Below are 18,629 nucleotides of genomic sequence, written 5' to 3' on the forward strand. Positions count from 1 at the left end.
GAGCGTATGTTTTCGAGACGATGTTTTCAACTTGCCGAAGACGCGCTTGCAGGGTTTCAGTGGCCTGCTGCTAGTCCGGACCGGGCGGCACTTAAAGGTCCGCTTCGGGTCAAAACCGGTGATGCTCTGATCGATCCGAATATTTCCGCTTAGTCCCAAGATCGGACATCTGCGAGTTAATGAGTACACGCCCTAGCTAAGCGTGGACGGCCGAGCCGCAGCGTCGGCCGGGACTCGCGGATGAGTTCAATGCACTGTCACCGCTTTTCGTAAATGAGCAAGCCCGGTCCTGCCGATGAACCATCCTCAATGTCACGGTCACTAATGCCCATATCTGGAAGGTATTTCGCCGTGAAATGGTTCAAGCGATATGCAATTGGCTGCCTGATCTGGTTGATCCTCGGCGGCATCAACGATGGCTACAGACGGCCCGGCGAAGACATGCGTTGGGGCGCTATCGTCATGGTGGCGGGTTTTTGGCCAATCGTGACCGCCGTCATCGTTGGCAGCTCTGTTGGCGAGGTTGCGCACAAGATCAATGAAGGGAATCTGGGGTGACTGACGTGTCCGACACCCAGAAACTGATGCCCGCACTCTCGACGCCTAGGCGCGACCTGCTGAGGCGAGAAATATATAGGCAATTCGGAGTTGATGGTCGAAAGACGCTCTTCTTGCTCCTTCTCCTTTTCGCGATCCCCGCGGACGACTGCTCCGCGCAGACACCGCCGCCCCCAGTCGACGAACATGCGTTCGAGCGCGTGCCGCCGACAGTCGTGAAGAGATTGGCGACCCGCTTTTCGCTAGGCGCATTCGCCGGCCGCTTCGAAGAGACGCGGCTCGGCGCGGTTCGCGAAGCCGTGGGCGAAGGGACCATCCGACACCAAGGCGACGCTGGAGATAGCATCTATTGGCTGTGTTATCGGCGCGCGCAGCATCGATTATGGGTGGTGTCCAGCGGAGAGATGGGCGGCCCGGACCATCTCGTCACGGAGATCGTTGAAGAGCTCACCGAGAACGACGCCGGGGCCTCGGCCGATTGCGCCATCATCCCGGAAAAGTTCTCGCCCGTCGTCCTCGACAGCAAGCTGCATTTAGGTATGTCGCGTCAGGAGGTCATCACGGCGTTGGGACCGCCGTCGAAGTCGGAAGCTGCTCAGATCGTGTATTCTCACGAGGGAAAGCTCGCAGACGGTTTCGATGAGACCGCTTGGCTCATTCTCGGATTTGGTGAGGACAAGCTCGTGTCCATGCGCGGCGGCAAGACCACGACGAATTGAAGTGGCTGGAGTTACGGTGACAGTGCACTCAATTGGCGCTAGCACCAAGCTGTCGGCCGAAGCCCCAGAGTCAGTAGGGCTGGCGATCGGGAATCAATTTAGTGCACTGTCACCGCAACGCGCGCTGACGCTGATCAGGGACCGCTTCTCGTGTTCGCCGACCTGCTCGACAGTTCGCCGGAGGTAGGCCTGTTCACTCAGGAGCGCGCCGCGGAGAGTACCGGTCGTCCACTGGGAGACGACCGCTTCATCGCCCGCCTCGAGCGACTGACCGGGCGGCTCTAAGCGTGGACCGAAGCCGCAGGGCGGTCGGCGACGCCGAATGAATTTGATGCGCTGTCACCGCAATTGTCAGCAAGCGGGAGCAGTTGATAGCCAGCTACGCCCGGTAGCATAACCCACGGAGTTGGTTAGAATAGTGCTCTCCGGGGCGTTTTTTCTTTGAGAACAACATGGTGTTCGATACGGACTATCTCGGCCGCTCTCTCGACAATCGGTTACCCGATGTCCACGAAGCGGTAACACGCGACGTGAAGGCGCTGCAGAACAAGCACGCCGCTGCGGGAAGATTGAAGAGCGGGGCAACCCTTATTGCCTTTGAGGACATCGCGACGAACCTGCTCAAATCGACGATCACGGATGCGTCGAAATTCACCTTTGAGTTCACTGGGGGCCACGAGCCTGGAGCCTTAGTGTATCTCAAGAACTTCGCTGACCGGGTGCAGCACCTGATCTGGGCGGAGATCACTGAAAAGGCCGAACGACTGGGATTGGGAGAGGTTAGCACCAACCATCTCGAAATGGTCCGTGGTAAACTGGACCGGTTCAAACAGCAAGCTTTGGACGATTTCTCACACGGGATGCAAGGGAGTGAGCGGTTGAAGAAAGATCCTGTGGTCAACGCGGTCATCAATCAGTCCAATAGTCCAGGTGCGGTGGCGCAGGTGGGAGCGGGGACGTTTTCCCAATCGGCATTTGTTCAACAACAGCATCAGCTAATTGAGGCCATCGACCAAGCGATAAACTCCCCAGAGTTCGCCGCCCTGAACCCCGATCAACAGCAAGGCTTTCGGGACATCGCTGATGTCCTCAAAGCGGAAGCATCAACTGCAAAGCCGGACACCGGCAAACTTCAGCGATGGGGCAAGACCCTCGTTACGTTCGCGGCCGATATCGGGATGAAGGCTGCAAGCAGCACGATTGCACAAGTGTTGACCAAGATATTCACCTAGGGGCGCCCAGTGACTACGCGATAAGTCGGCGTCCCGACGTTGGAAATTACGGTGACAGTGCACTCAATTGATGCTGTCCGCCAAACGCGGTCCGAAGCCGCAAGCCAACAGGGTGCCGATGGCGAATGAATTTGATGCACTGTCACCGCAATTCCGCCTATCGCTTGTCTCCCGTCACCTGTTCGCCCGGCAGGTTAGGCACGGCTTTCCGGATCCAGTCTGCATAGGACGACACGCGAGTGTAGACACCGAGGCCCGCCTTGGGGCTGTTGCAATCCTCGCCCAAACTGACGATCCCGACTTGATATTTCCGGCCCGCGCTGTTCAGCAGCACTGCCGGTCCTCCGGCACCCCGGTGCGCACATGCAACGGCGCCACCGTGTTCGAAGCCAGCGCAAAAGGTCCCCTCGGGCATGACCTTGCCTGGATACATTGCGGCACACATTGCGGCGTTGGCGATCGGGACCGGACTCTGCAGAAGGCTTGCCGGTTGCGATTTGAAGTCGAACCCTGCGACCAGGGTCAGTTCGCCAATTCTCGGATCAGCCGATTTCTGGGTTGCAATCGTGATGAAGGGCGGCGGCAATGCCGTGCCGATTTCAAGAATGGCGATGTCATCCCGCGCGGTGTCCTCCGAAAACGTGGGATGAACGACGAACTTGGTGACCGGAATCCGCCGGCCAATTCTGACGTTTGGTCCATTATCGGTCGCGGTGGCCACCTCGAACTTGCCGCGCCGTTCACCGGACATGCAGTTGGCGGCCGACAGCACCGCCTTCGGAGCAATCACGGTCCCGTTGCAAATGAACGTGCCGTCCTCAAAGACGGACACCAGCCAGGGCCATTCCGCAGCGGACGTGCCGGTTCCCCCGAGTATCGCCGGCGAAACGGACGATGGCAGCGGCGCACGCTGCTTGGAGAGAATCTCGACTTCTTCGTCGGGAACGGAGACCGGCGAGAGCTTGAACAGCACCCGGTAGGCCCAGTTCGTAATAACAATGTTGGCATCCGGTGTTACGCTGGACGCGACGTCCTTCGCGATCTTGACGTACTCCAGGTCGATCTTCTTTTTCTCGATCTCGCCCTGTCGATTATTGAGGATCTCGTTGCCGAAATATCCGATGAGCGCCACCACGATCGGGATCAGGAGCGGGACCGATATGCGCGAGATTTGCTCGAGCGTGTCGAGCGGTTGCCGATTCCGGGCCGGCGCTTTCTCAGTCGCAACCTGAGAATCGTCCTTGGGGGTCGCCATCGATCCGGGCTCCTGTACGGAACACCTTCTCCACCCCAGCCCAACGCCGCGCCCTGCGGAACATGAATAGCTTAACGACCGCATCTTCTGGTCGCAAGCGGCGAAGTAGCCTGCGGGACTTTCTACCTATGGGCCTACCAGCCCGTCACCGGCGCCGGTGGACTCGGCGCCGATCGCGGCTTCGGAATTACGGTGACAGTGCACTTAATTGCGCTGCCGCCGAGCACCGACCGAAGCCGCGAGCCAGCTAGGTGGCGATCGCGAATGAATTCAGTGCACTATCACCGCAATTCGCGCGTCAACCAGGCCCCAGGGGATCTGGTCCGGCAATTCATAGGTGACGGCGGCGGTTGCGAAGGCAACGCGCGGGCCGCGCATGCGTGACCGTCTGTCCGCGCGAGGACATGACACGACGCGGCTGCAATATCAAAAAGGAGGATTGCGATGTGCGCGCGACAGCTAGCTCACTTGGCTAGCTCACTTGGCGTAACCTTGGGAACGGAGCCATGCGATCTTGCGATCGCCGTTGATCCAGTCGTCGGCATCTGCCTTGCTGGCGAATCCGGTGATTTCGCGCTGTTCGTGGTCGGGGTAGTCCGCCAGTATCTTCCAGTCGCTGTCTGAGAGGCGGACGGTTTTGAAGGTCACTCTTGCTTTGGCCATGCCGCACTATGCAGGGAATTCTCTCAAAAGAGAACCCGCCTTGCGGTGGGCTTTCCGTCAATCCGCATCGGCATCACTCACGGTGACGGAAAACCAATCCGGCCCGATCGGCCCGTTCCTCGGCGGTGATGGCTGTTTATGAGTGTCGAGCAGTGACCACGCCAGCAACCTATCAAACCGGCGCCCTCAATGGTCAAATCCTCGGCAGTTGAACCCCGGCAGAAGCGGGGGCGACTAAACGCCATGGCCGCTTTCCTTGCAGAACTTCTGTTTGATCTCGTCGGAAGCCTCGTCGGTAGCTGGCTGAGACAGGCTGCGGCGGCGGTTTGTGCGTGGCTCGATACGAAGATTCACGGCCGCGCGGCGCGCTTTGTCGTGGGCGGCCTTCTCGGGCTCGCCGCCTATTTCCTCGTTCCTGTTATCGCCGGGCTGCTGGGGTTTTGATGCTCTCCGTGAAAGCCAACTTCATCATCGCATTGGCTATCGGGGCGCTCATCTCCTCAGTGCTCCTCGCCATCGAGCCGCTGACCGACTTCGCTTTTCTTTCGCTGGAATGGCCCGGCATCACCGTAGCGTATTTGTTCTGGGGAGCGGTCGGAGGCTCCAGCTTCGCAGGGATCGCCATATCCTGGGTCGTGAATGCACTCACCTACGGTCTTTGTGCTTTCGCCATTCTCAGTGTTCTCAGCGCTCTCAGGCTGCTGGCCGGGCCGAAGACTTGAGAAGCGTGGCTGCCTCCTGGAGTTTATGAAGGCTGTTCCGGACAAAGGCGCAGCGGAGATCCACGCCATGATGAGGGCGGCATGAAGCGCTGGCTTCAAAGCATCGGAAAGATTGCGAGGATTGCTGCGCTTTGCGGGACCGTTGCGTGGCTTGTGCTTTTGACTGTCTCACCCCAGCAGCCGGATGCCGCGCATCCTGAACGCTACGCGCACCGACACGATGTCCGGTATGTGAGCCAGGAGATGGGATCGACTCTGCGAATTCTGCTCGGCTCGACGTTTGCTCTGGTCCTGGTGGCGTTCGGATGTCACTTCGCGACCAGGGACATGCGAGATGGGACGTAGCCGCGGCGTGTTCGTCGCTGCTGGACCCTGCTTCGCATCGCGCCGAGGAGCGCTGCGTCCGGGCAGGAGCGCACATGAAAAGCCGCCCCTGACATGGCCAGGGGCGGTCTTCGAAAAGTCGGTCTAGTGACCGGTGCCGGGCTTCGTCGTCTTCGGCGGCTTGCCGTCTTCGACGCGGCCTTCGTTCCTGAGGTCACGACCCTCCTGAGCCTTCTTCTGGCTCTCGGGCGACTTGCCGTGCTCGTTCAGCTCTTCCTTGATGTAGCCGGCGGCTTCCTTGGCTTTACCTTCAACGCTCATTGCAATCTCCTCATCTGGAGATGGGTCAATGTGCGGGAGAGCCAACCGTTCCTATGCGCCGGTCATCGTGAGGATGCGCTTGCCGTCGGCAACTACGCAGCAATCCGTCGTTCGACAGGCGCAGTCAGATATCTGAGCATCTGCGCATGCTCGAGGTCGGGAACCGCAGCCGCCGTATTCGGGCGAAGTTGAAATAGATCATCCTTGATGATGTGCATAGTCGATACCGGAAAATGTTGCTTGCAGTCTCTTCGGTAGGAAAGAGCCGCAAAGGATAGTCAGTCGTTCAATCATTGACACATAAGGAGACGCGCAAATGAGGAAGCTTGCTTCGGTAGGATTGATCGCCGCGGCCATGTTCGCTAATCCGGCCATGGCCGCGTGGTACGACCAGAACGGCGCAGCCGTCCATCCGTCCCGCGTCGTTCACTGCATCCGGGCTCCAGACGTTGGCAGTTTTGCCGGAGCTCCGTTCAATAAGCCTCCCTGCGAACCGGCAACCTGGCGTCGGGCGGCGTGGCACGACAAAACCGGTGCAGTCGTCCCTGCCTCCAACGTCGTTCACTGTGTCCGGGCTCCAGACGTTGGCAGTTATGCCGGAGGTCCGTTCAATAAGCCTCCCTGCGAACCGGCAATTTGGCGCTGAGGGGCCAGGTAACACAAAAAAGCGCTTATGGCTGGGCGAAGTCCGACGCTGCCTTCTTCGACCTCTACACCGACTTGCTCGAAGGGAGCGGCAAGATGCCGCCAACGTTCCCTGCGAAGTGAATGTTCAATGTCGGGACGGTTCGTTGACGCTGCGCGCTGGCGCCAAAATCGCCGAGCGCAGACAAGAGAGCAACTGGCTGCCCGCGAGTGGCCAGTTCTCGCTTTACATTCGCGTCTACTGGGCAGGCGTATCATCCGTTCGGCAGGCGCCGTCAGATATCTGAGCATCTGCGCATGCTCGAGGTCGGGAACCGCAATCGCCGTGTGGCTGTAGATCAATTACCGTTTCTACAGCTTCCCGAACTCATCCAGAGTTCTGATGACCAAAGGCATGAACTCATTGCCGCCGCCGTGGCCGGCGTCTCCGAGAATATGCAGCCTGGAAGTCGTCCATCGCTTGTGCAGTTGCCACGCCGTGGACAACGGTCCGCTGACGTCGAAACGGCCATGGATCAGGGCGCCGGGAATGCCGTTCAATCTCGATGCGTCGCGGATCAATTGATCCTCCTCGAGAAATGCGGCGTGGCGCCAATAGTGAGTGACCAGACGCGCAAATCGTAATCGAAACTCCGCGTCGTCAAATCGGGGATTTGGCCGATGTCCCGGGGTGAGCGAGACGTGCGCATCCTCCCACTCGCACCATGCCCGGGCGGCTCTGTCACGAACGGTCTCGTCGGCATCGGCAAGCAGGATTGCGTAGGCATCGACGAGCGGCATGCCGCGGAGATGCCGGGGGACAGTCTTGGAAAGGCGCTCCCATTCCCTTGGAAAGATGCGCCCGACATCCCTGGTGATCCATTGCACCTCTGCGCGCGATGTCGTCGTCACGAATCCGAGCGCCATCGCTTTGACGCGTCCCGGATGAGCTTGTGCGTAGGCCAGGCCAAGCGTGGTTCCCCAGGACAAGCCCAGGATGATCCAGCTTTCGACACCGAGCAGCTCGCGCAGCCTCTCGATGTCTGCGACAAGGTGAGAGGTGGTATTGCTTGCCAGGCTCGAACTCAACTGACTTGCGAGTGGAAGGCTGCGACCGGAGCCACGCTGATCGAACAGCACGGCTCTATAGACGTTCGGATCGAAAAATCGTCTTTGACCAACAGAGCAGCCCGTGCCCGGGCCGCCATGCAGGAAAAGCGCCGGCCTGCCCGTGGGATTGCCGCAACATTCCCAATATATCTGGTGGCCGTCCCCCACATCCAGCAAGCCAGTCTCATATGGCTCGATAGGCTGGAACTGAGCCATCGCTTTCTCCTGATGCCTTTTGGCAGCCCTTCTCTATGCGGCAATAGCGGGCTTTGGCAGGCCGGATCCATAGGGTGAACGAATTGAGTGCGCGGTCGCCGGGGCGCACGAGCTGAACCGCCCCGGCATTGCCGAGAGCTATCGCGTATGAAGAAAACGCTGCTGGACGCTCGCCTGCAGCTAGGCTGCGACCCGCTGCTCGACGGGGGCCGTCAGATATTTGAGCACTTCGGCATGCTCCAGGTCAGGGACCGCAATCGCGGTATGACTGTAGGTCGTATGGGTCCGTGAGTTCGCGATTCTGTTCAGGATCTCTTTGCCCTTGATGACGTGGAGGCCCATGCCCTCCTGCGAGGGGAAGATCGCCAGCACCACGTCGTAGGCCGCGATGACGGCCTTGAGCGCTTCGGCCTTGTCCTCGGCGATGTCAACAAACACGCGAACATCTGCCGCGAGTTCACGCAGCTCGTCAAAATTCAGCACTGTGGGTTTACTCCAACGCAACGATACTGGCGGGGAGAGTGGATGGGTTAGGTTACCGAAGTCTCAACAAGGTGTGCCGGGCCGCAGGTTTCACGATGAGGTGACGCGTTGGCTGGGGATAACCGGATTGCGATGACGGTCCGCTCATTTCGGCGCAGCGCGGCTAGCGCTTGGCTTCGTCGTTGCGAAGCCTGTTATCCCAGGCCTCGTCCACGAGCTTCAAGGCGTTTCCGTCGTAGCTCAGCTTGAGCCCACGGCCGACGATCCACGTCCATCCCCCGCCGGCGTCCCTGGTCGGCCGGGCGTTGAACTGGTCGGAGATCGATTTGACGGCCGCGTCCTGCGGCCCCGGATTGTTCAACTCGGCATTGACGCGCCGGATGGGGTGGCCGGCGTCGACGTCGTCATTATAGACCGTGACCTTGGCGCCGTTGATTTCGCATTCGAGGATGTACGAAGCTCGACCCTGTCGGCAGCGGTAGTGACGTTGCGTGACGAGCTTGTTGGTCTCCTCGAATGTCATCCCGGGCGAAAAGCCGAAGATGTCGGATTTCTTGACCTGCGCCAGAGACGCAGGCTTCAAAAACTCCGGCTGGATGGCGACCAGGGCGGCGACCGCAACGACGATCAGGCCGGCGATAACAATGGCAATCTTCATCAGCCCCTCACGAGAAACATCCGACCATATACCAGCCGGCGCGCTCCACGAGGCAACCAAAAGCGAAAGCCCCGCCTGGGGGAAGCGGGGCTCGCTGATGGGGGTGAAGCTTGGGGACTTCAATTAGTTAGACGCGCCAGCGGCAGAATGGTTCAAAGCCAGCGCGGCAGCATGCCGCGACACTTTCACGGTAAGGGGTGGAACCCCCGCACAAGGCATGCTTGTGTTTTGGGCCTCAATGGGTTCTAAGCCCCGTGACTTCATGACCTCCGGCGTGAATCGGCATCACACTTGCGTGGTTCAGCCGCGTCCTGAGCAGGATTTGCTCGCCCGCACAAAAGGAATTCAGACATGGCGAAGATGACGAAAACTCAATTGATTGATGCAATTGCCGAGGGCACGCAGCTGTCGAAGAACGACGTGAAGTCGGTCATCGAGTACATGGCGACGGTCGGCTACAAGGAGCTCAACGAGTCCGGCGAGTTCGTCATTCCCGGCTTCGTCAAGATGTCGGTCGTGAACAAGCCGGCGACCGAAGCCCGCATGGGCGTCAATCCCTTCACCAAGGAGCCGATGCAGTTCGCGGCGAAGCCGGCGAGCAAGTCGGTGAAGGCCTCGCCGCTGAAGGTGGCCAAGGACTCCGTCTAAGCGGCCCGCGACGTCGTCGCGGCGCGGAGCGCCGCAACGACCGCCGGCTGGTGTGCTGGACACGGACAAGGAACTCTCGGGCGTCGTCAGGCTTTGCTTCCCAAAGGGAGACGTCACATGGCCAGTCTGAGCGAGGAACAGATCCGGGACCGCGCCTATCATCTCTGGCGGGAAGCCGGCGAGCCCGCGGGGAGGATGGACACTTTCTGGTATGAGGCCGAAAAGATGCTTCTCGCTGAGCGGGCCGCGCAAGGCGAAGTCCCGCCGGGGCTGAACGACAATTTGCCGGTCTGACGGTCAACAAAGGCCGCACAGAAATTTGCCGCGCGCCGGAACGTTGCCCGGCGTCCGGCGGTTGAGATCACGGCGACGGAATCTTGCGCGGAGCTGACAGTCGTCAAAGCAGCCACCCGGTGTAACGCCCGTGTGGCTGCTTTGTTGTTTGCTGCCTTGTTGTTCGAGGCGCGACAAAGAAAAACCCCGGCGTTGGGGACCGGGGCTTTTCAAAGCTGGACAGCCGCGTCGCACAGCCGCCAGCACCACTGAACTCGGCCCGACAACGCGGGGCGGGGACATTCGTTCCGGCCGCTACTCCGGCGACACCGACACATCGATGATCGCCGGCGGATCGATCTGGCGCTCGCGCCAGACGATGAATTCGCATTTGGGATTGAGCCACTGATATTCGGAGCCGCGCGCCTTCAGGTGCGCAAGCGCCGCATCGTGCGCCGTGGTCTCATCCGGTGCCTCGACCATGATCTCCACGGTCTCCTCGATCTGACGAACCACCTCGACGGCGTAGAATTTCCTGATCACGGTCCCTCGCTCCGGAATGGCTAACGGCGAGGGCGACGGCGCGTTCCCAAAAGAAAAACCCCGCGCTTGCGCACGGGGCTCTCTTGGCCGGCGGCGATGGGATTTCAGCGCCTTGCCGCCAGCGCCTCGAACTTAAGGTTGAAAACCCAAAAAGCAACCGCGCTGTGGCGACGGAGTGTTCGTCAGACGGCTTTCCACGCGAGTGGGCGCGGAAATCCCCAGTTTCCACGCTCCGCGCTGCGCCCGTCGAGTTCAAGGCGATATGCGTGGGAAATCGCGCGCGAGGGGCTGGACTTTTTGTTCTCATTTTGTTCTAGTCGGTCATCACGTTGGAGGTGACGCATGACCATCGAGAAACAGCGCGAAGTGATCAGGCTCTGGAACCAGCTGAGGAAGGTCGAGGGGCCGGCCGCCGAAGAGCTCCGCATCCAGATCCTCGAATGTTTTTCCGAGAAGAGCAACGCCAAGCGAGCGGCGTGAGGCGCGCTGGCGGGCCACGACGGCGACCCAGTAAACGCGATCTCGCTCGCCGTTGAAAATCCTGCCGTTGAAAATCTTGCCGGTGAAGCCGTGACGGCGCGCGCCTTCATCGATCGTTAGGAGTCGCGCCGCGCTGATTTGCTCGACTCCGATTCGTTCTTTGCGAACGAAATGGAGTCGGATGCAGAACAAGGCGTGGCTTCTGTGTCGATGCGGGACAGGCCTCGTTGCCGCGCGTGCGCGTGATGCTTCGCACGATCCAGCCCTCATGTCCTCGCTATCGAATGAAGCGAGGGAGAGCGACATGGATGCGTGCTGGTTTCTTGCCGAGATCGTCAAAGTGTTCTGGTCCGACAGGCACACGCGGCTCCGCAAAGGCGGGCCCTCGGTGCCTCCCACCGAAGCCCGACGACACCGAGTGATCGGACCTTCGCTGCGATCGCGCGTTCGCTTTCGCGGCGATCCACACCACTTGTTAAGAGACGCTCCGCGCCGATTTCTTCGATTCCGATTCGTTCTTCGAGAACGAAATGCAGGCGAAGCTGGAACAAAGCCGTACCTGTCCAGGAGTTTTGGTGACGTGGTCTGAAGCGGCGCGCCGGGATCTCAAGAGCAGATGTCTCAAGCCTTGCGCAAACTCCTAACGAAAATTTGCGGGAAAGCCGATAACCCTATTCGGTTAGGTTAAAACCCCAATCGCGTTGCGCTTGCCGCTGCTTGGGATAGGTGTCTGACAAGGACAAGAAACGACTTTGCCAACGAGCACGTTTGCATGACACCTTTTTCAGAACCATCCTTTTTCCAGGGCGACCGCCACACCTACCGGCGCGTCGCCGTCGTCGGCTCGCTGTTCTGCCTCGCCTTCGTGGTGATCAGCTTCTCGCTGCGGCCGCAACTCGAGGACACGCGCGTCGCGGTCAAGGCCGACAGGCTGGTGCGCACGGCAGGCCACGCGCCTCACACCAATTAGCGCTCGTCACCATAGCTGCGATCGTCGGCGGAATGGCCCGGGCACGCGGTGCCGCGGCGCGCAAGCGCGACGAAGCCGGCATAGCCGGACAGGTTGAGCAGAATTTCAAGCCACGCGGGCATGTCGGGTCCCTTCTTGCGTGAAGAGGGCTCAACGTGCGCGCGAAACATTTGTTCCCTACCCGCGAGAAAACAAGCTGGCTTACAGCGGAGAGGAGGGGTCCAGCCGCCGGCCGAGGGTCGCAACCGACGCGCTCGACGGCTGCTCCTTGAGGAACTCGGCGATGGCCCGCGCCAGCTCGCCGTCGCTCATCGGCGTCGGCGGCGGGCGTAGCGCGCCGACGCCGAAGTTGCGGACGATCTCGTCGTAATGCTGGTCGCGCGATTTGGGAACGAGCCTGCGGATGCGCCCCAGCAAAGCGGATAGCGGCAATGTGTCCTCCTCGGCGTCCGTCCCGTTGGCAGCCATTGATGTCTGCTGCCATTTTCTTTCGCTGAAACCAAAAACCCCGCCAGCATCGCGGAGATGCTGACGGGGTCTTCATGCTGTCGCCTCTACCGGATAGCGGAGGCTTCCGCACTCAAAGAAGAAAACCGCGGAACGCGCATTCGTTCCACTCGTGCCGATATTTTTGTGCCGCCCGGGTTCCACTCCTGCGCGCAACCATCGCGGGCCCCCGACGTTGTCCCTGCGAGACGCGAAGGAGGAGAGTCATGAAGAAGACACTGGCAGTTCTGGCCACCGTTGCCGCCGTCGGCGTGACCGCGGTTGCGGCACCTGCGCCTGCAGAGGCGCGTGGTCGCGGCATTGGCCCGGGCCTCGCATTCGGCCTCGCCGCCGGCGCGATTACCGCAGGCGCGGTCGCAGCGTCGCATCCGTACGGCTACGGTCCGGGCTACGGCTATTATGGCGGGCCCGCCTATTACAGCCCTGGCCCGTACGCCTATTACGGCGATGGGCCGTACTACCACCGCCGCCACTACTATCGCGGCTGGTAACGGCTGACCAAGTGAAAAGCCCGGAGCGATGCTCCGGGCTTTTTTCATGCGTGGCGATCCGGAGATGGCTTAGGGCCAGAGCGAGGGCCGCTCAGCCTTGCGCGCATTGTCGAGCGTCGAGACGAAATACTCCTCGCGCTCGCGCTGGAATTTTTCCTGCGTGGCACGGAAGGCGGCGACACGGGCGGCGATCTCTTCGCGTTCGCGGATTTTGCGTTGTTCGTCTTCGGTCATGTCAAATCCCCTCTACACGTCAGTATGTGTGCACTTCAATATGTGTGCACGGCCGAACTCAAGCACTGCCGCCGCAATCACGTTGAGTCGCGTTAACACATGCATTGGCGCTTCTGATTGGGGCGTCAATGGGGAGGAGGCATTGCAGGATTGTGATAAGCGAAGGTCGGAAAAAATTACCCACCGCGGCTTGCGTGATTCTTGCGCGGCAGTGGATAACAGCGTCAACGATCTTGTCGCGGGCGCATGGTGCGGCTGGCGCAAGGTCAACCCGGGGGGCCGCAAGTGATTGCATCGGATCTTCGCAGCGGCGTCGAGCGACTCGGCGACATGATCGCCGACTCCAGGACCATCGTGCCGTTCACCGGCGCGGGCATCTCCACCAAATGCGGCATCCCGGACTTCCGCTCGCCGGGTGGAATTTGGACGCGCAACCGTCCGATCCCGTTCGACGAATTCGTCGCCAGCCAGGAAGCTCGCGACGAATCCTGGCGCCGCCGCTTTGCGATGGAATCTGTCTTTGCCGCGGCCAGGCCCGGCCGCGGTCATCGCGCGCTCGCCTCGCTCTACCGCGCCGGCAAGATTCCCGCCGTCATCACCCAGAACATCGACAATCTGCACCAGGCCTCGGGCTTTGCCGCCGAGCACGTCATCGAGCTTCACGGCAATACCACTTATGCGCGTTGCATCGGATGCGGGCAGGCCTATCAGCTCGACTGGGTGAAGCGCCGCTTCGACGAAGATGGCGGCGCACCCAACTGCACCGCGTGCGACGAGCCGGTGAAGACCGCGACGATCTCGTTCGGCCAGATGATGCCCGACGACGAAATGCAGCGCGCGACCGCGCTGTCGCAAGCCTGCGACCTCTTCATCGCGATCGGTTCCTCGCTCGTGGTGTGGCCGGCGGCAGGCTTTCCGATGATGGCGAAGAACGCCGGTGCGCGTCTGGTGATCATCAATCGCGAGCCGACCGATCAGGACGACATCGCCGATCTCGTCATCCGCCACGACATCGGCGAGACTCTCGGGCCCTTTGTCGCAAATTGAGGCATCAATTTGATTCGCGGCTGTGCAAGCTGTTCATAGGTTCCGGCGAATCTCTTTTTTATCTATGCCTCGCAACCGGGAGTGTTATCTTTTGAGTCGAAAGATTCGCATCGCGTCGAATTGAGAATATTCTCTTAAGACGCGTGATTCGACGCCGCCGCTGAGGCGGGTTGCAATGGGCAGTGTGGGGTCCGGGGTTATGGGGTCGTCGGACGGATTTGAGTCCAAGAAGATCGGAGTTCCCGCTGTGGGCGAGCACGGCGGCGGTGGTCGCGATAGCGCGCTAAGCCCGTTCAGCGGACTTGGTGAAGGCAGCGCCAACCTCGTCGAGGTCCACGGCGTCATCAAATGGTTCGACGCTTCAAAGGGCTACGGCTTCATCGTTCCCGACAATGGCTGGCCGGACGTGCTGCTGCACGTCACCGTGCTCAGGCGCGACGGTTTCCAGACCGCCTATGAGGGCGCCCGCATCGTCGTCGAGTGCATCCAGCGCGCCAAGGGGTACCAGGCCTTCCGGGTGGTCTCGATGGACGAGTCGACCGCGATCCATCCGGCGCAGATGCTGCCGCCGCGCACCCACGTCACGGTCACCGCGACCAGCGGGCTGGAGCGGGCCCAGGTCAAATGGTTCAACCGCCTGCGCGGCTTCGGCTTCCTGACCTGCGGCGAGGGCACGCCCGACATCTTCGTGCACATGGAGACGCTGCGCCGCTTCGGCATGACCGAACTCCGGCCCGGCCAATATGTCCTGGTCCGCTTCGGGCCCGGCTCCAAGGGCATGATGGCGGCCGAGATCCATCCCGAGACGGGATCGCCAGGGCTTTCTTCGCACTAGAAAGCTTGCAGTCGCACTAGCGGCCGCCGATCGCCAACTCCCGCAATCGTGACAAGAGGCGCGCAGGCCGTCCGGCGCGCCTCTGGCTTTTGTCACGGTCGCCGCGTAAGGACTGGTCCAGTCCCACGCCCCCTCGAGTACCGTCCCATGAATTTTGACCGAAAGGCCGTCTGGTCCATTGCAAGGGGCTGGCTGGCCGCCATCCTCGTCGTCGGCTGTGCCGTCGCGAGCGCGCCGGTGCGCGCCGCCAGTTTCCAGCCGCTCGAAATCGTCACCAGGAACGGCGTGCAGGTGTTCTCGGTTGAAATGGCCACGACCGAGGAGGAGAAGCAGACCGGGCTGATGTACCGCAAGGAACTGGCCGACGGCAAAGGCATGCTGTTCGACTTCAAACCCGAGCAGGAGGTGTCGATGTGGATGAAGAACACCTACGTCTCGCTCGACATGATCTTCATTCGCGCCGACGGCCGCATCCTGCGCATCGCCGAAAACACCGAGCCGCTGTCGACCAGGATCATCTCGTCCCAGGGGCCCGCGCGGGCCGTGCTGGAGGTGGTGGCGGGAACGGCGCAGAAATACGGCATCCGTCCCGGCGACCGGGTCGGCCACCCGCTGTTCGGCACCAAGTAGGGCGGGCGGGGTTATTGCCGCCTTGCTGGCGGCTTGAAAGCTTGCTGGCGCTTTGGGAAGCGTGTATCGACGGGGCTCGCCGGACATTCGGGGTATAGCGCAGCCTGGTAGCGCGGCAGTTTTGGGTACTGCAGGTCGTTGGTTCGAATCCAGCTGCCCCGACCAGTCCCGAGGTTGAAGCCCCTTCAATTCTCTCGATATTGCCCCGCGCTCATCCCGTTCCGTTGCCGCCGGCGACAGTGAAGTCGGCGAGGCGATCTCCGCGAAATTACACCAGACGCAACTTTTGCGTGCATTGGCGTTGCGACGGCGTTTCAATTTCAGAACAACAGCCAATCGACCAGGCGCCAGGCGATCCAGGCGAGGGCGCAGATCCAGCCCAGCATTGCGATCCCGGCGACGCCAAGCCCGCACAGTGCGAACAGCGAACTTTCAGTCTCCGGCGTGCCCGAGAGTTTCTCGGTCGTATCGATTTGACTCAATGCATCCCCTTGGTTTGCGGCCTGCTGTTCTTTGGTCTCTGCTCGCTCGTGAAAATTCACCGGCCGCGCTCCAGCTCACACGGTCGTGAGACGAGATGACCGTCCGTCCATCGCGCGGGCATGGATCGCAGCCACGCGGCTCCCCCGGACGGACGGGAAGAACCTGCAACTCTTGGCGCGGTGATTGGTTGCGACCGCACGGGCGGGAACTGTGCGCCGCAGCGACGGACCGACAATGCTCAGGGGCCGCTTGGCGCCTATGCGCAGAGCACGTCGCGCATCTGAGCCGGCGGGAGTGTTGGGGGGCAGGCGGCCTATAGCGATCTGAAGCGCGCGCGAACCTTGCTGAAGCCTTGCTTGAAGCTTTGGCGCTTGTTCTTCACCCAACGCCACTTCCGCGCGATTTTTCAAGGCATTGCGCCGGCCGGTCCGGCGCAGAATTCGCAAAATTGCTTCGAACCTTTGGCTGTCGCCATAGACATATGAGCATTGGGGATTTCAGCGCCCAATGCCTAAACGGACGCCGCCAAGCGATGATATTCCGCTTGAGCGGCGTCGCGCTATTCCGGGGATCAGTTCGTCGCGTACCAGCCGAGCGGAAACGGCAGGAACGGCCACGCCAGATGATTGTCGTTGGCCGCCTTCGGCGGTTCAGAGACGGATATCTTGACGCGCGGCGCAGGCGGCTCCGAGCGTACCGCCAGGCGCAAACGTCCACATTGCAAATTCATTGTGGTGCCCCAGTCAGCAAGTCATTTGAAAAATGAAAATCAGTTCGCAATTGCCACGCGTCCAGAACGGTACGCTCATTCTCAAATTGTGCATGCATCATAGAAAGATCGGCGCCGGCTTTCAACGGGTCTTGGCGGGTACCCACGAGGGGTAAGGTTGACCGGTTAGGTTAAGGACGAGTGGTTGTTGCGGCCGCATCCGTGGCTGATATCAGGTCGGCAAGGCTCGCGATGGGCTGCCTGCAATCGGTGCTCACACAGGTCACAGTTCGTCGCGGCGCTCATATCCTGTGAGTTTTGCGTCATGTCTTTCGATCGCAACGTCCGAACCGTCCATCCGCAGTCGAGCTGGACCGAGATCTGGCACCTCTGGACCGTGATCGTGCCGCGCCGCTCGATCAACGGGCAGCTGGTCTATGGAAAGGTCTGGCGCCGCCACGACGGCCGCGACTGGATCTACAAGAAGTTCACCGAGTACGACAGCGAGGCGGCCTGAGCCGGCTCCGCTGCCGCACCTAGAATCTAGCGCCCCGTTCCGATTTCGTCTGAAGTGGCTCTAGGCGGCCTTTGCAGGCGAGGCGGCCGCAGGCTTGGCCGGCGGCGGCTTGAGCGGCTTGTCCTGCTTCTTCGACCACGAGATGTAATAGGCCACCGTCGTCATGATCGCGATTCCGGCGATGCTGACGAAGATCTGTGCGAACAGCGAGCCCGAGCTCATCGACAGTTCGAAATGGCCGACGAAGGACAGGAACACGCCGACGCAGAACACGGCGAGCGACTGCTGGCCGCAGACGATCAAGGGATCGAACACCTTCCACTCCAGGCCCGGCCATTCCTTCGGCACGAAGCGGATCACCAGGATCACGATCACGACGAAATGGAGGAAGCGGTAGGGCGCAAGGTTGGTCTTGTCGTTGGGGTTGAAGGCCGAGAACAGCCATCCCGGGAACATGCCGCCGAGGGTGGGGAAGCGGCCGGCCATGGTCATGACCAGCGCGAAGGCGAGATAGCCGAGGCAAAGCCACAGCGTAACAGGCGAATTGATCACGGCTCCCGAACGCCGGGCGCCGCCCATCGCGCACCAGGCGCCGAACACGAACAGCACCTGCCAGGCATACGGATTGAAGTACCATTGGCCGGCCGGATAGGCGGTCAGGTTCAGGCCGTAATGGCGGGCGGCGAGCCACAGCACGATGGACAGCGCCATCGTCAGGTCGGGCTTGCGCAGCATGAACCACAGCACCGGCGGAAACAGCCCCATCAGCACGATGTAGAGCGGCAGCACGTCGAGATTGAGCGGCTTGAAGCGCAGGAACAGGCCCTGGCGCAAGGTCTCAGTGGCGTTGTCGACGAGGCCGGCGACGTTGAACTCGTTGATCATGTCGGAGTCGCCGAACCGCAGCGCCAGATAGCTGATCGAGGCGATGTAGATCACGAACAGGATGATGTGGGCGACGTAGAGCTGCCAGACCCGCTTGGTCAACCTCGTGGCGCCGACGATGAAGCCGCGCTCGAGCATCATTCGCGCATAGACGAAGGAAGCGGTGTAGCCGGAGATGAAGACGAACAGGTCGGCGGCGTCGGAAAAGCCGTAGTTGCGGGTGGTGATCCAGTTCACCACGTTGTCGGGGATATGGTCGAGAAAGATCGCCCAGTTCGCGATGCCGCGAAACAGGTCGAGCCTGAGGTCACGGCCCTTTTCGGGGAGCGTGGCGTTGATGTTCAGGAAGGCCATGCGACGGAAGCTTTCGGAGGGGGCGGATACGCTGGTGTCGGCGAGACAGGGCCGCCGGGCGGGATCCCGGCGCGGACAGCGGGTACGCAATTGTCACGGTGCAGCATAATGACTATACCCGTCGCCAAGGCACCCCGG

The 18,629-nt window shown here is 61.0% G+C and carries 29 protein-coding genes and 1 tRNA gene; 16 read left to right on the forward strand and 14 right to left on the reverse strand.

The annotated features are described in order from the left end of the window. Positions 1-351: 351 nt before the first annotated feature. The 4 genes from AC5ZFO_RS25115 (at position 352) to AC5ZFO_RS25130 (ending at position 2,509) form a co-directional block, all read left to right on the forward strand. Positions 352-558 (forward strand): hypothetical protein, encoded by a 207-nt coding sequence (locus AC5ZFO_RS25115; protein WP_282519394.1) that lies wholly within the window; start codon positions 352-354, stop codon positions 556-558. Positions 559-563: 5 nt separating this feature from the next. Next, the gene (locus tag AC5ZFO_RS25120; protein ID WP_282519393.1) at positions 564-1,277 is read left to right on the forward strand and encodes a hypothetical protein; all 714 of its coding nucleotides are present in this window, start codon (positions 564-566) and stop codon (positions 1,275-1,277) included. A gap of 150 nt (positions 1,278-1,427) precedes the next feature. After that, positions 1,428-1,562, forward strand: a complete 135-nt coding sequence (locus AC5ZFO_RS25125; protein ID WP_282519392.1) for a hypothetical protein — start codon at positions 1,428-1,430, stop codon at positions 1,560-1,562. A 167-nt stretch (positions 1,563-1,729) separates the two neighbouring features. Next, positions 1,730-2,509 carry a hypothetical protein gene (locus AC5ZFO_RS25130; protein ID WP_282519391.1) on the forward strand — a complete coding sequence of 260 codons (780 nt, stop codon included), beginning with the start codon at positions 1,730-1,732 and terminating at the stop codon, positions 2,507-2,509. Positions 2,510-2,666: 157 nt separating this feature from the next. On the opposite strand, the gene AC5ZFO_RS25135 is transcribed toward AC5ZFO_RS25130, so the two are convergent. Further along, complete coding sequence (locus AC5ZFO_RS25135) at positions 2,667-3,764, reverse strand: S1 family peptidase (protein WP_161495823.1); 1,098 nt, start codon at positions 3,762-3,764, stop codon at positions 2,667-2,669. A 477-nt stretch (positions 3,765-4,241) separates the two neighbouring features. Then, entirely contained in the window at positions 4,242-4,427 is a 186-nt protein-coding gene (locus tag AC5ZFO_RS25140) for a hypothetical protein (protein ID WP_282519390.1), read from the reverse strand. 243 nt (positions 4,428-4,670) lie between these two features. On the opposite strand from AC5ZFO_RS25140, the gene AC5ZFO_RS25145 reads away from it, so the two are divergent. Together AC5ZFO_RS25145 and AC5ZFO_RS25150 are read left to right on the forward strand one after the other, a co-directional pair. Next, entirely contained in the window at positions 4,671-4,871 is a 201-nt protein-coding gene (locus AC5ZFO_RS25145; RefSeq protein ID WP_282519389.1) for a hypothetical protein, read from the forward strand. Then, positions 4,871-5,149: a hypothetical protein gene (locus tag AC5ZFO_RS25150; RefSeq protein WP_282519388.1), complete on the forward strand. Its 279-nt coding sequence runs from the start codon at positions 4,871-4,873 to the stop codon at positions 5,147-5,149. The genes AC5ZFO_RS25145 and AC5ZFO_RS25150 overlap by 1 nt, the downstream gene beginning before the upstream one ends. 468 nt (positions 5,150-5,617) lie before the next feature. Here AC5ZFO_RS25150 and AC5ZFO_RS25155 read toward each other — a convergent pair whose 3' ends face one another. After that, complete coding sequence (locus tag AC5ZFO_RS25155; RefSeq protein ID WP_254119220.1) at positions 5,618-5,794, reverse strand: hypothetical protein; 177 nt, start codon at positions 5,792-5,794, stop codon at positions 5,618-5,620. A gap of 593 nt (positions 5,795-6,387) precedes the next feature. On the opposite strand from AC5ZFO_RS25155, the gene AC5ZFO_RS25160 reads away from it, so the two are divergent. After that, a complete protein-coding gene (locus AC5ZFO_RS25160) occupies positions 6,388-6,726 on the forward strand; it encodes a DUF1214 domain-containing protein (protein ID WP_282519387.1) in 339 nt (112 codons plus the stop codon). Positions 6,727-6,790: 64 nt separating this feature from the next. Here AC5ZFO_RS25160 and pip read toward each other — a convergent pair whose 3' ends face one another. The 3 genes from pip to AC5ZFO_RS25175 all read right to left on the reverse strand — a co-directional run bounded on the left by pip (position 6,791) and on the right by AC5ZFO_RS25175 (position 8,885). Further along, positions 6,791-7,744, reverse strand: a complete 954-nt coding sequence (pip, locus tag AC5ZFO_RS25165) for a prolyl aminopeptidase (protein WP_282519386.1) — start codon at positions 7,742-7,744, stop codon at positions 6,791-6,793. 180 nt (positions 7,745-7,924) lie between these two features. Continuing rightward, positions 7,925-8,227: a hypothetical protein gene (locus AC5ZFO_RS25170; RefSeq protein WP_282519385.1), complete on the reverse strand. Its 303-nt coding sequence runs from the start codon at positions 8,225-8,227 to the stop codon at positions 7,925-7,927. Between the two features lie 163 nt (positions 8,228-8,390). Next, positions 8,391-8,885: a hypothetical protein gene (locus AC5ZFO_RS25175; RefSeq protein ID WP_282519384.1), complete on the reverse strand. Its 495-nt coding sequence runs from the start codon at positions 8,883-8,885 to the stop codon at positions 8,391-8,393. Between the two features lie 351 nt (positions 8,886-9,236). On the opposite strand from AC5ZFO_RS25175, the gene AC5ZFO_RS25180 reads away from it, so the two are divergent. Continuing rightward, positions 9,237-9,533: an HU family DNA-binding protein gene (locus tag AC5ZFO_RS25180; RefSeq protein WP_007591377.1), complete on the forward strand. Its 297-nt coding sequence runs from the start codon at positions 9,237-9,239 to the stop codon at positions 9,531-9,533. A 117-nt stretch (positions 9,534-9,650) separates the two neighbouring features. Continuing rightward, a complete protein-coding gene (locus AC5ZFO_RS25185; RefSeq protein ID WP_282519383.1) occupies positions 9,651-9,827 on the forward strand; it encodes a DUF2934 domain-containing protein in 177 nt (58 codons plus the stop codon). Positions 9,828-10,121: 294 nt separating this feature from the next. Here the strand turns inward: AC5ZFO_RS25185 and AC5ZFO_RS25190 are convergent, their stop codons facing one another. Both AC5ZFO_RS25190 and AC5ZFO_RS25195 read right to left on the reverse strand, forming a co-directional pair. Beyond that, positions 10,122-10,349 carry a hypothetical protein gene (locus AC5ZFO_RS25190; RefSeq protein WP_282519382.1) on the reverse strand — a complete coding sequence of 76 codons (228 nt, stop codon included), beginning with the start codon at positions 10,347-10,349 and terminating at the stop codon, positions 10,122-10,124. A gap of 324 nt (positions 10,350-10,673) precedes the next feature. Next, complete coding sequence (locus AC5ZFO_RS25195; RefSeq protein WP_282519603.1) at positions 10,674-11,021, reverse strand: hypothetical protein; 348 nt, start codon at positions 11,019-11,021, stop codon at positions 10,674-10,676. A 580-nt stretch (positions 11,022-11,601) separates the two neighbouring features. Here AC5ZFO_RS25195 and AC5ZFO_RS25200 point away from each other — a divergent pair. Beyond that, a complete protein-coding gene (locus tag AC5ZFO_RS25200; RefSeq protein ID WP_282519381.1) occupies positions 11,602-11,799 on the forward strand; it encodes a hypothetical protein in 198 nt (65 codons plus the stop codon). On the opposite strand, the gene AC5ZFO_RS25205 is transcribed toward AC5ZFO_RS25200, so the two are convergent. Beyond that, positions 11,796-11,921, reverse strand: coding sequence for a hypothetical protein (locus tag AC5ZFO_RS25205; RefSeq protein WP_282519380.1), 126 nt, complete (start codon positions 11,919-11,921; stop codon positions 11,796-11,798). The genes AC5ZFO_RS25200 and AC5ZFO_RS25205 overlap by 4 nt on opposite strands. Before the next feature lie 79 nt (positions 11,922-12,000). Continuing rightward, positions 12,001-12,267, reverse strand: coding sequence for a hypothetical protein (locus AC5ZFO_RS25210; protein ID WP_175627352.1), 267 nt, complete (start codon positions 12,265-12,267; stop codon positions 12,001-12,003). 245 nt (positions 12,268-12,512) lie between these two features. Here AC5ZFO_RS25210 and AC5ZFO_RS25215 point away from each other — a divergent pair, with 245 nt between their 5' ends. Then, the gene (locus AC5ZFO_RS25215) at positions 12,513-12,797 is read left to right on the forward strand and encodes a hypothetical protein (RefSeq protein ID WP_282519379.1); all 285 of its coding nucleotides are present in this window, start codon (positions 12,513-12,515) and stop codon (positions 12,795-12,797) included. A gap of 69 nt (positions 12,798-12,866) precedes the next feature. Here AC5ZFO_RS25215 and AC5ZFO_RS25220 read toward each other — a convergent pair whose 3' ends face one another. Further along, entirely contained in the window at positions 12,867-13,031 is a 165-nt protein-coding gene (locus tag AC5ZFO_RS25220; protein WP_282519378.1) for a hypothetical protein, read from the reverse strand. Positions 13,032-13,316: 285 nt separating this feature from the next. Here AC5ZFO_RS25220 and AC5ZFO_RS25225 point away from each other — a divergent pair, with 285 nt between their 5' ends. The 4 genes from AC5ZFO_RS25225 to AC5ZFO_RS25240 all read left to right on the forward strand — a co-directional run bounded on the left by AC5ZFO_RS25225 (position 13,317) and on the right by AC5ZFO_RS25240 (position 15,708). Further along, a complete protein-coding gene (locus AC5ZFO_RS25225; RefSeq protein WP_282519377.1) occupies positions 13,317-14,078 on the forward strand; it encodes an SIR2 family NAD-dependent protein deacylase in 762 nt (253 codons plus the stop codon). 199 nt (positions 14,079-14,277) lie between these two features. Further along, the gene (locus tag AC5ZFO_RS25230; protein ID WP_282519376.1) at positions 14,278-14,913 is read left to right on the forward strand and encodes a cold-shock protein; all 636 of its coding nucleotides are present in this window, start codon (positions 14,278-14,280) and stop codon (positions 14,911-14,913) included. Between the two features lie 147 nt (positions 14,914-15,060). Next, the gene (locus AC5ZFO_RS25235; RefSeq protein ID WP_282519375.1) at positions 15,061-15,543 is read left to right on the forward strand and encodes a DUF192 domain-containing protein; all 483 of its coding nucleotides are present in this window, start codon (positions 15,061-15,063) and stop codon (positions 15,541-15,543) included. An 88-nt stretch (positions 15,544-15,631) separates the two neighbouring features. Beyond that, positions 15,632-15,708: transfer RNA gene (locus AC5ZFO_RS25240), tRNA-Pro, on the forward strand. Positions 15,709-15,863: 155 nt separating this feature from the next. On the opposite strand, the gene AC5ZFO_RS25245 is transcribed toward AC5ZFO_RS25240, so the two are convergent. Together AC5ZFO_RS25245 and AC5ZFO_RS25250 are read right to left on the reverse strand one after the other, a co-directional pair. Beyond that, positions 15,864-16,085, reverse strand: a complete 222-nt coding sequence (locus AC5ZFO_RS25245) for an RNA-binding protein (protein WP_282519346.1) — start codon at positions 16,083-16,085, stop codon at positions 15,864-15,866. A 512-nt stretch (positions 16,086-16,597) separates the two neighbouring features. Continuing rightward, complete coding sequence (locus tag AC5ZFO_RS25250) at positions 16,598-16,756, reverse strand: hypothetical protein (protein WP_282519345.1); 159 nt, start codon at positions 16,754-16,756, stop codon at positions 16,598-16,600. A gap of 304 nt (positions 16,757-17,060) precedes the next feature. Between AC5ZFO_RS25250 and AC5ZFO_RS25255 the strand changes: the two genes are divergently transcribed. Beyond that, complete coding sequence (locus AC5ZFO_RS25255) at positions 17,061-17,252, forward strand: hypothetical protein (protein ID WP_028150987.1); 192 nt, start codon at positions 17,061-17,063, stop codon at positions 17,250-17,252. A 60-nt stretch (positions 17,253-17,312) separates the two neighbouring features. Here the strand turns inward: AC5ZFO_RS25255 and AC5ZFO_RS25260 are convergent, their stop codons facing one another. Next, the gene (locus tag AC5ZFO_RS25260) at positions 17,313-18,491 is read right to left on the reverse strand and encodes an OpgC domain-containing protein (RefSeq protein WP_282519344.1); all 1,179 of its coding nucleotides are present in this window, start codon (positions 18,489-18,491) and stop codon (positions 17,313-17,315) included. Between the last annotated feature and the right edge of the window lie 138 nt (positions 18,492-18,629).

The sequence above is a fragment of the Bradyrhizobium sp. Unk1 genome, assembly GCF_059512345.1.

Coding starts and splice junctions, on each gene's coding strand:
- AC5ZFO_RS25130 (WP_282519391.1), top strand. CDS start 1,730: ATGGTGTTCGATACGGACTATCTCGGCCGCTCTCTCGACAATCGGTTA.
- AC5ZFO_RS25135 (WP_161495823.1), bottom strand. CDS start 3,764: ATGGCGACCCCCAAGGACGATTCTCAGGTTGCGACTGAGAAAGCGCCG.
- AC5ZFO_RS25140 (WP_282519390.1), bottom strand. CDS start 4,427: ATGGCCAAAGCAAGAGTGACCTTCAAAACCGTCCGCCTCTCAGACAGC.
- AC5ZFO_RS25145 (WP_282519389.1), top strand. CDS start 4,671: ATGGCCGCTTTCCTTGCAGAACTTCTGTTTGATCTCGTCGGAAGCCTC.
- AC5ZFO_RS25150 (WP_282519388.1), top strand. CDS start 4,871: ATGCTCTCCGTGAAAGCCAACTTCATCATCGCATTGGCTATCGGGGCG.
- AC5ZFO_RS25155 (WP_254119220.1), bottom strand. CDS start 5,794: ATGAGCGTTGAAGGTAAAGCCAAGGAAGCCGCCGGCTACATCAAGGAA.
- AC5ZFO_RS25160 (WP_282519387.1), top strand. CDS start 6,388: ATGCCGGAGGTCCGTTCAATAAGCCTCCCTGCGAACCGGCAATTTGGC.
- pip (WP_282519386.1), bottom strand. CDS start 7,744: ATGGCTCAGTTCCAGCCTATCGAGCCATATGAGACTGGCTTGCTGGAT.
- AC5ZFO_RS25175 (WP_282519384.1), bottom strand. CDS start 8,885: ATGAAGATTGCCATTGTTATCGCCGGCCTGATCGTCGTTGCGGTCGCC.
- AC5ZFO_RS25180 (WP_007591377.1), top strand. CDS start 9,237: ATGGCGAAGATGACGAAAACTCAATTGATTGATGCAATTGCCGAGGGC.
- AC5ZFO_RS25185 (WP_282519383.1), top strand. CDS start 9,651: ATGGCCAGTCTGAGCGAGGAACAGATCCGGGACCGCGCCTATCATCTC.
- AC5ZFO_RS25200 (WP_282519381.1), top strand. CDS start 11,602: ATGACACCTTTTTCAGAACCATCCTTTTTCCAGGGCGACCGCCACACC.
- AC5ZFO_RS25205 (WP_282519380.1), bottom strand. CDS start 11,921: ATGCCCGCGTGGCTTGAAATTCTGCTCAACCTGTCCGGCTATGCCGGC.
- AC5ZFO_RS25210 (WP_175627352.1), bottom strand. CDS start 12,267: ATGGCTGCCAACGGGACGGACGCCGAGGAGGACACATTGCCGCTATCC.
- AC5ZFO_RS25215 (WP_282519379.1), top strand. CDS start 12,513: ATGAAGAAGACACTGGCAGTTCTGGCCACCGTTGCCGCCGTCGGCGTG.
- AC5ZFO_RS25220 (WP_282519378.1), bottom strand. CDS start 13,031: ATGACCGAAGACGAACAACGCAAAATCCGCGAACGCGAAGAGATCGCC.
- AC5ZFO_RS25230 (WP_282519376.1), top strand. CDS start 14,278: ATGGGGTCGTCGGACGGATTTGAGTCCAAGAAGATCGGAGTTCCCGCT.
- AC5ZFO_RS25235 (WP_282519375.1), top strand. CDS start 15,061: ATGAATTTTGACCGAAAGGCCGTCTGGTCCATTGCAAGGGGCTGGCTG.
- AC5ZFO_RS25250 (WP_282519345.1), bottom strand. CDS start 16,756: ATGAATTTGCAATGTGGACGTTTGCGCCTGGCGGTACGCTCGGAGCCG.
- AC5ZFO_RS25255 (WP_028150987.1), top strand. CDS start 17,061: ATGTCTTTCGATCGCAACGTCCGAACCGTCCATCCGCAGTCGAGCTGG.
- AC5ZFO_RS25260 (WP_282519344.1), bottom strand. CDS start 18,491: ATGGCCTTCCTGAACATCAACGCCACGCTCCCCGAAAAGGGCCGTGAC.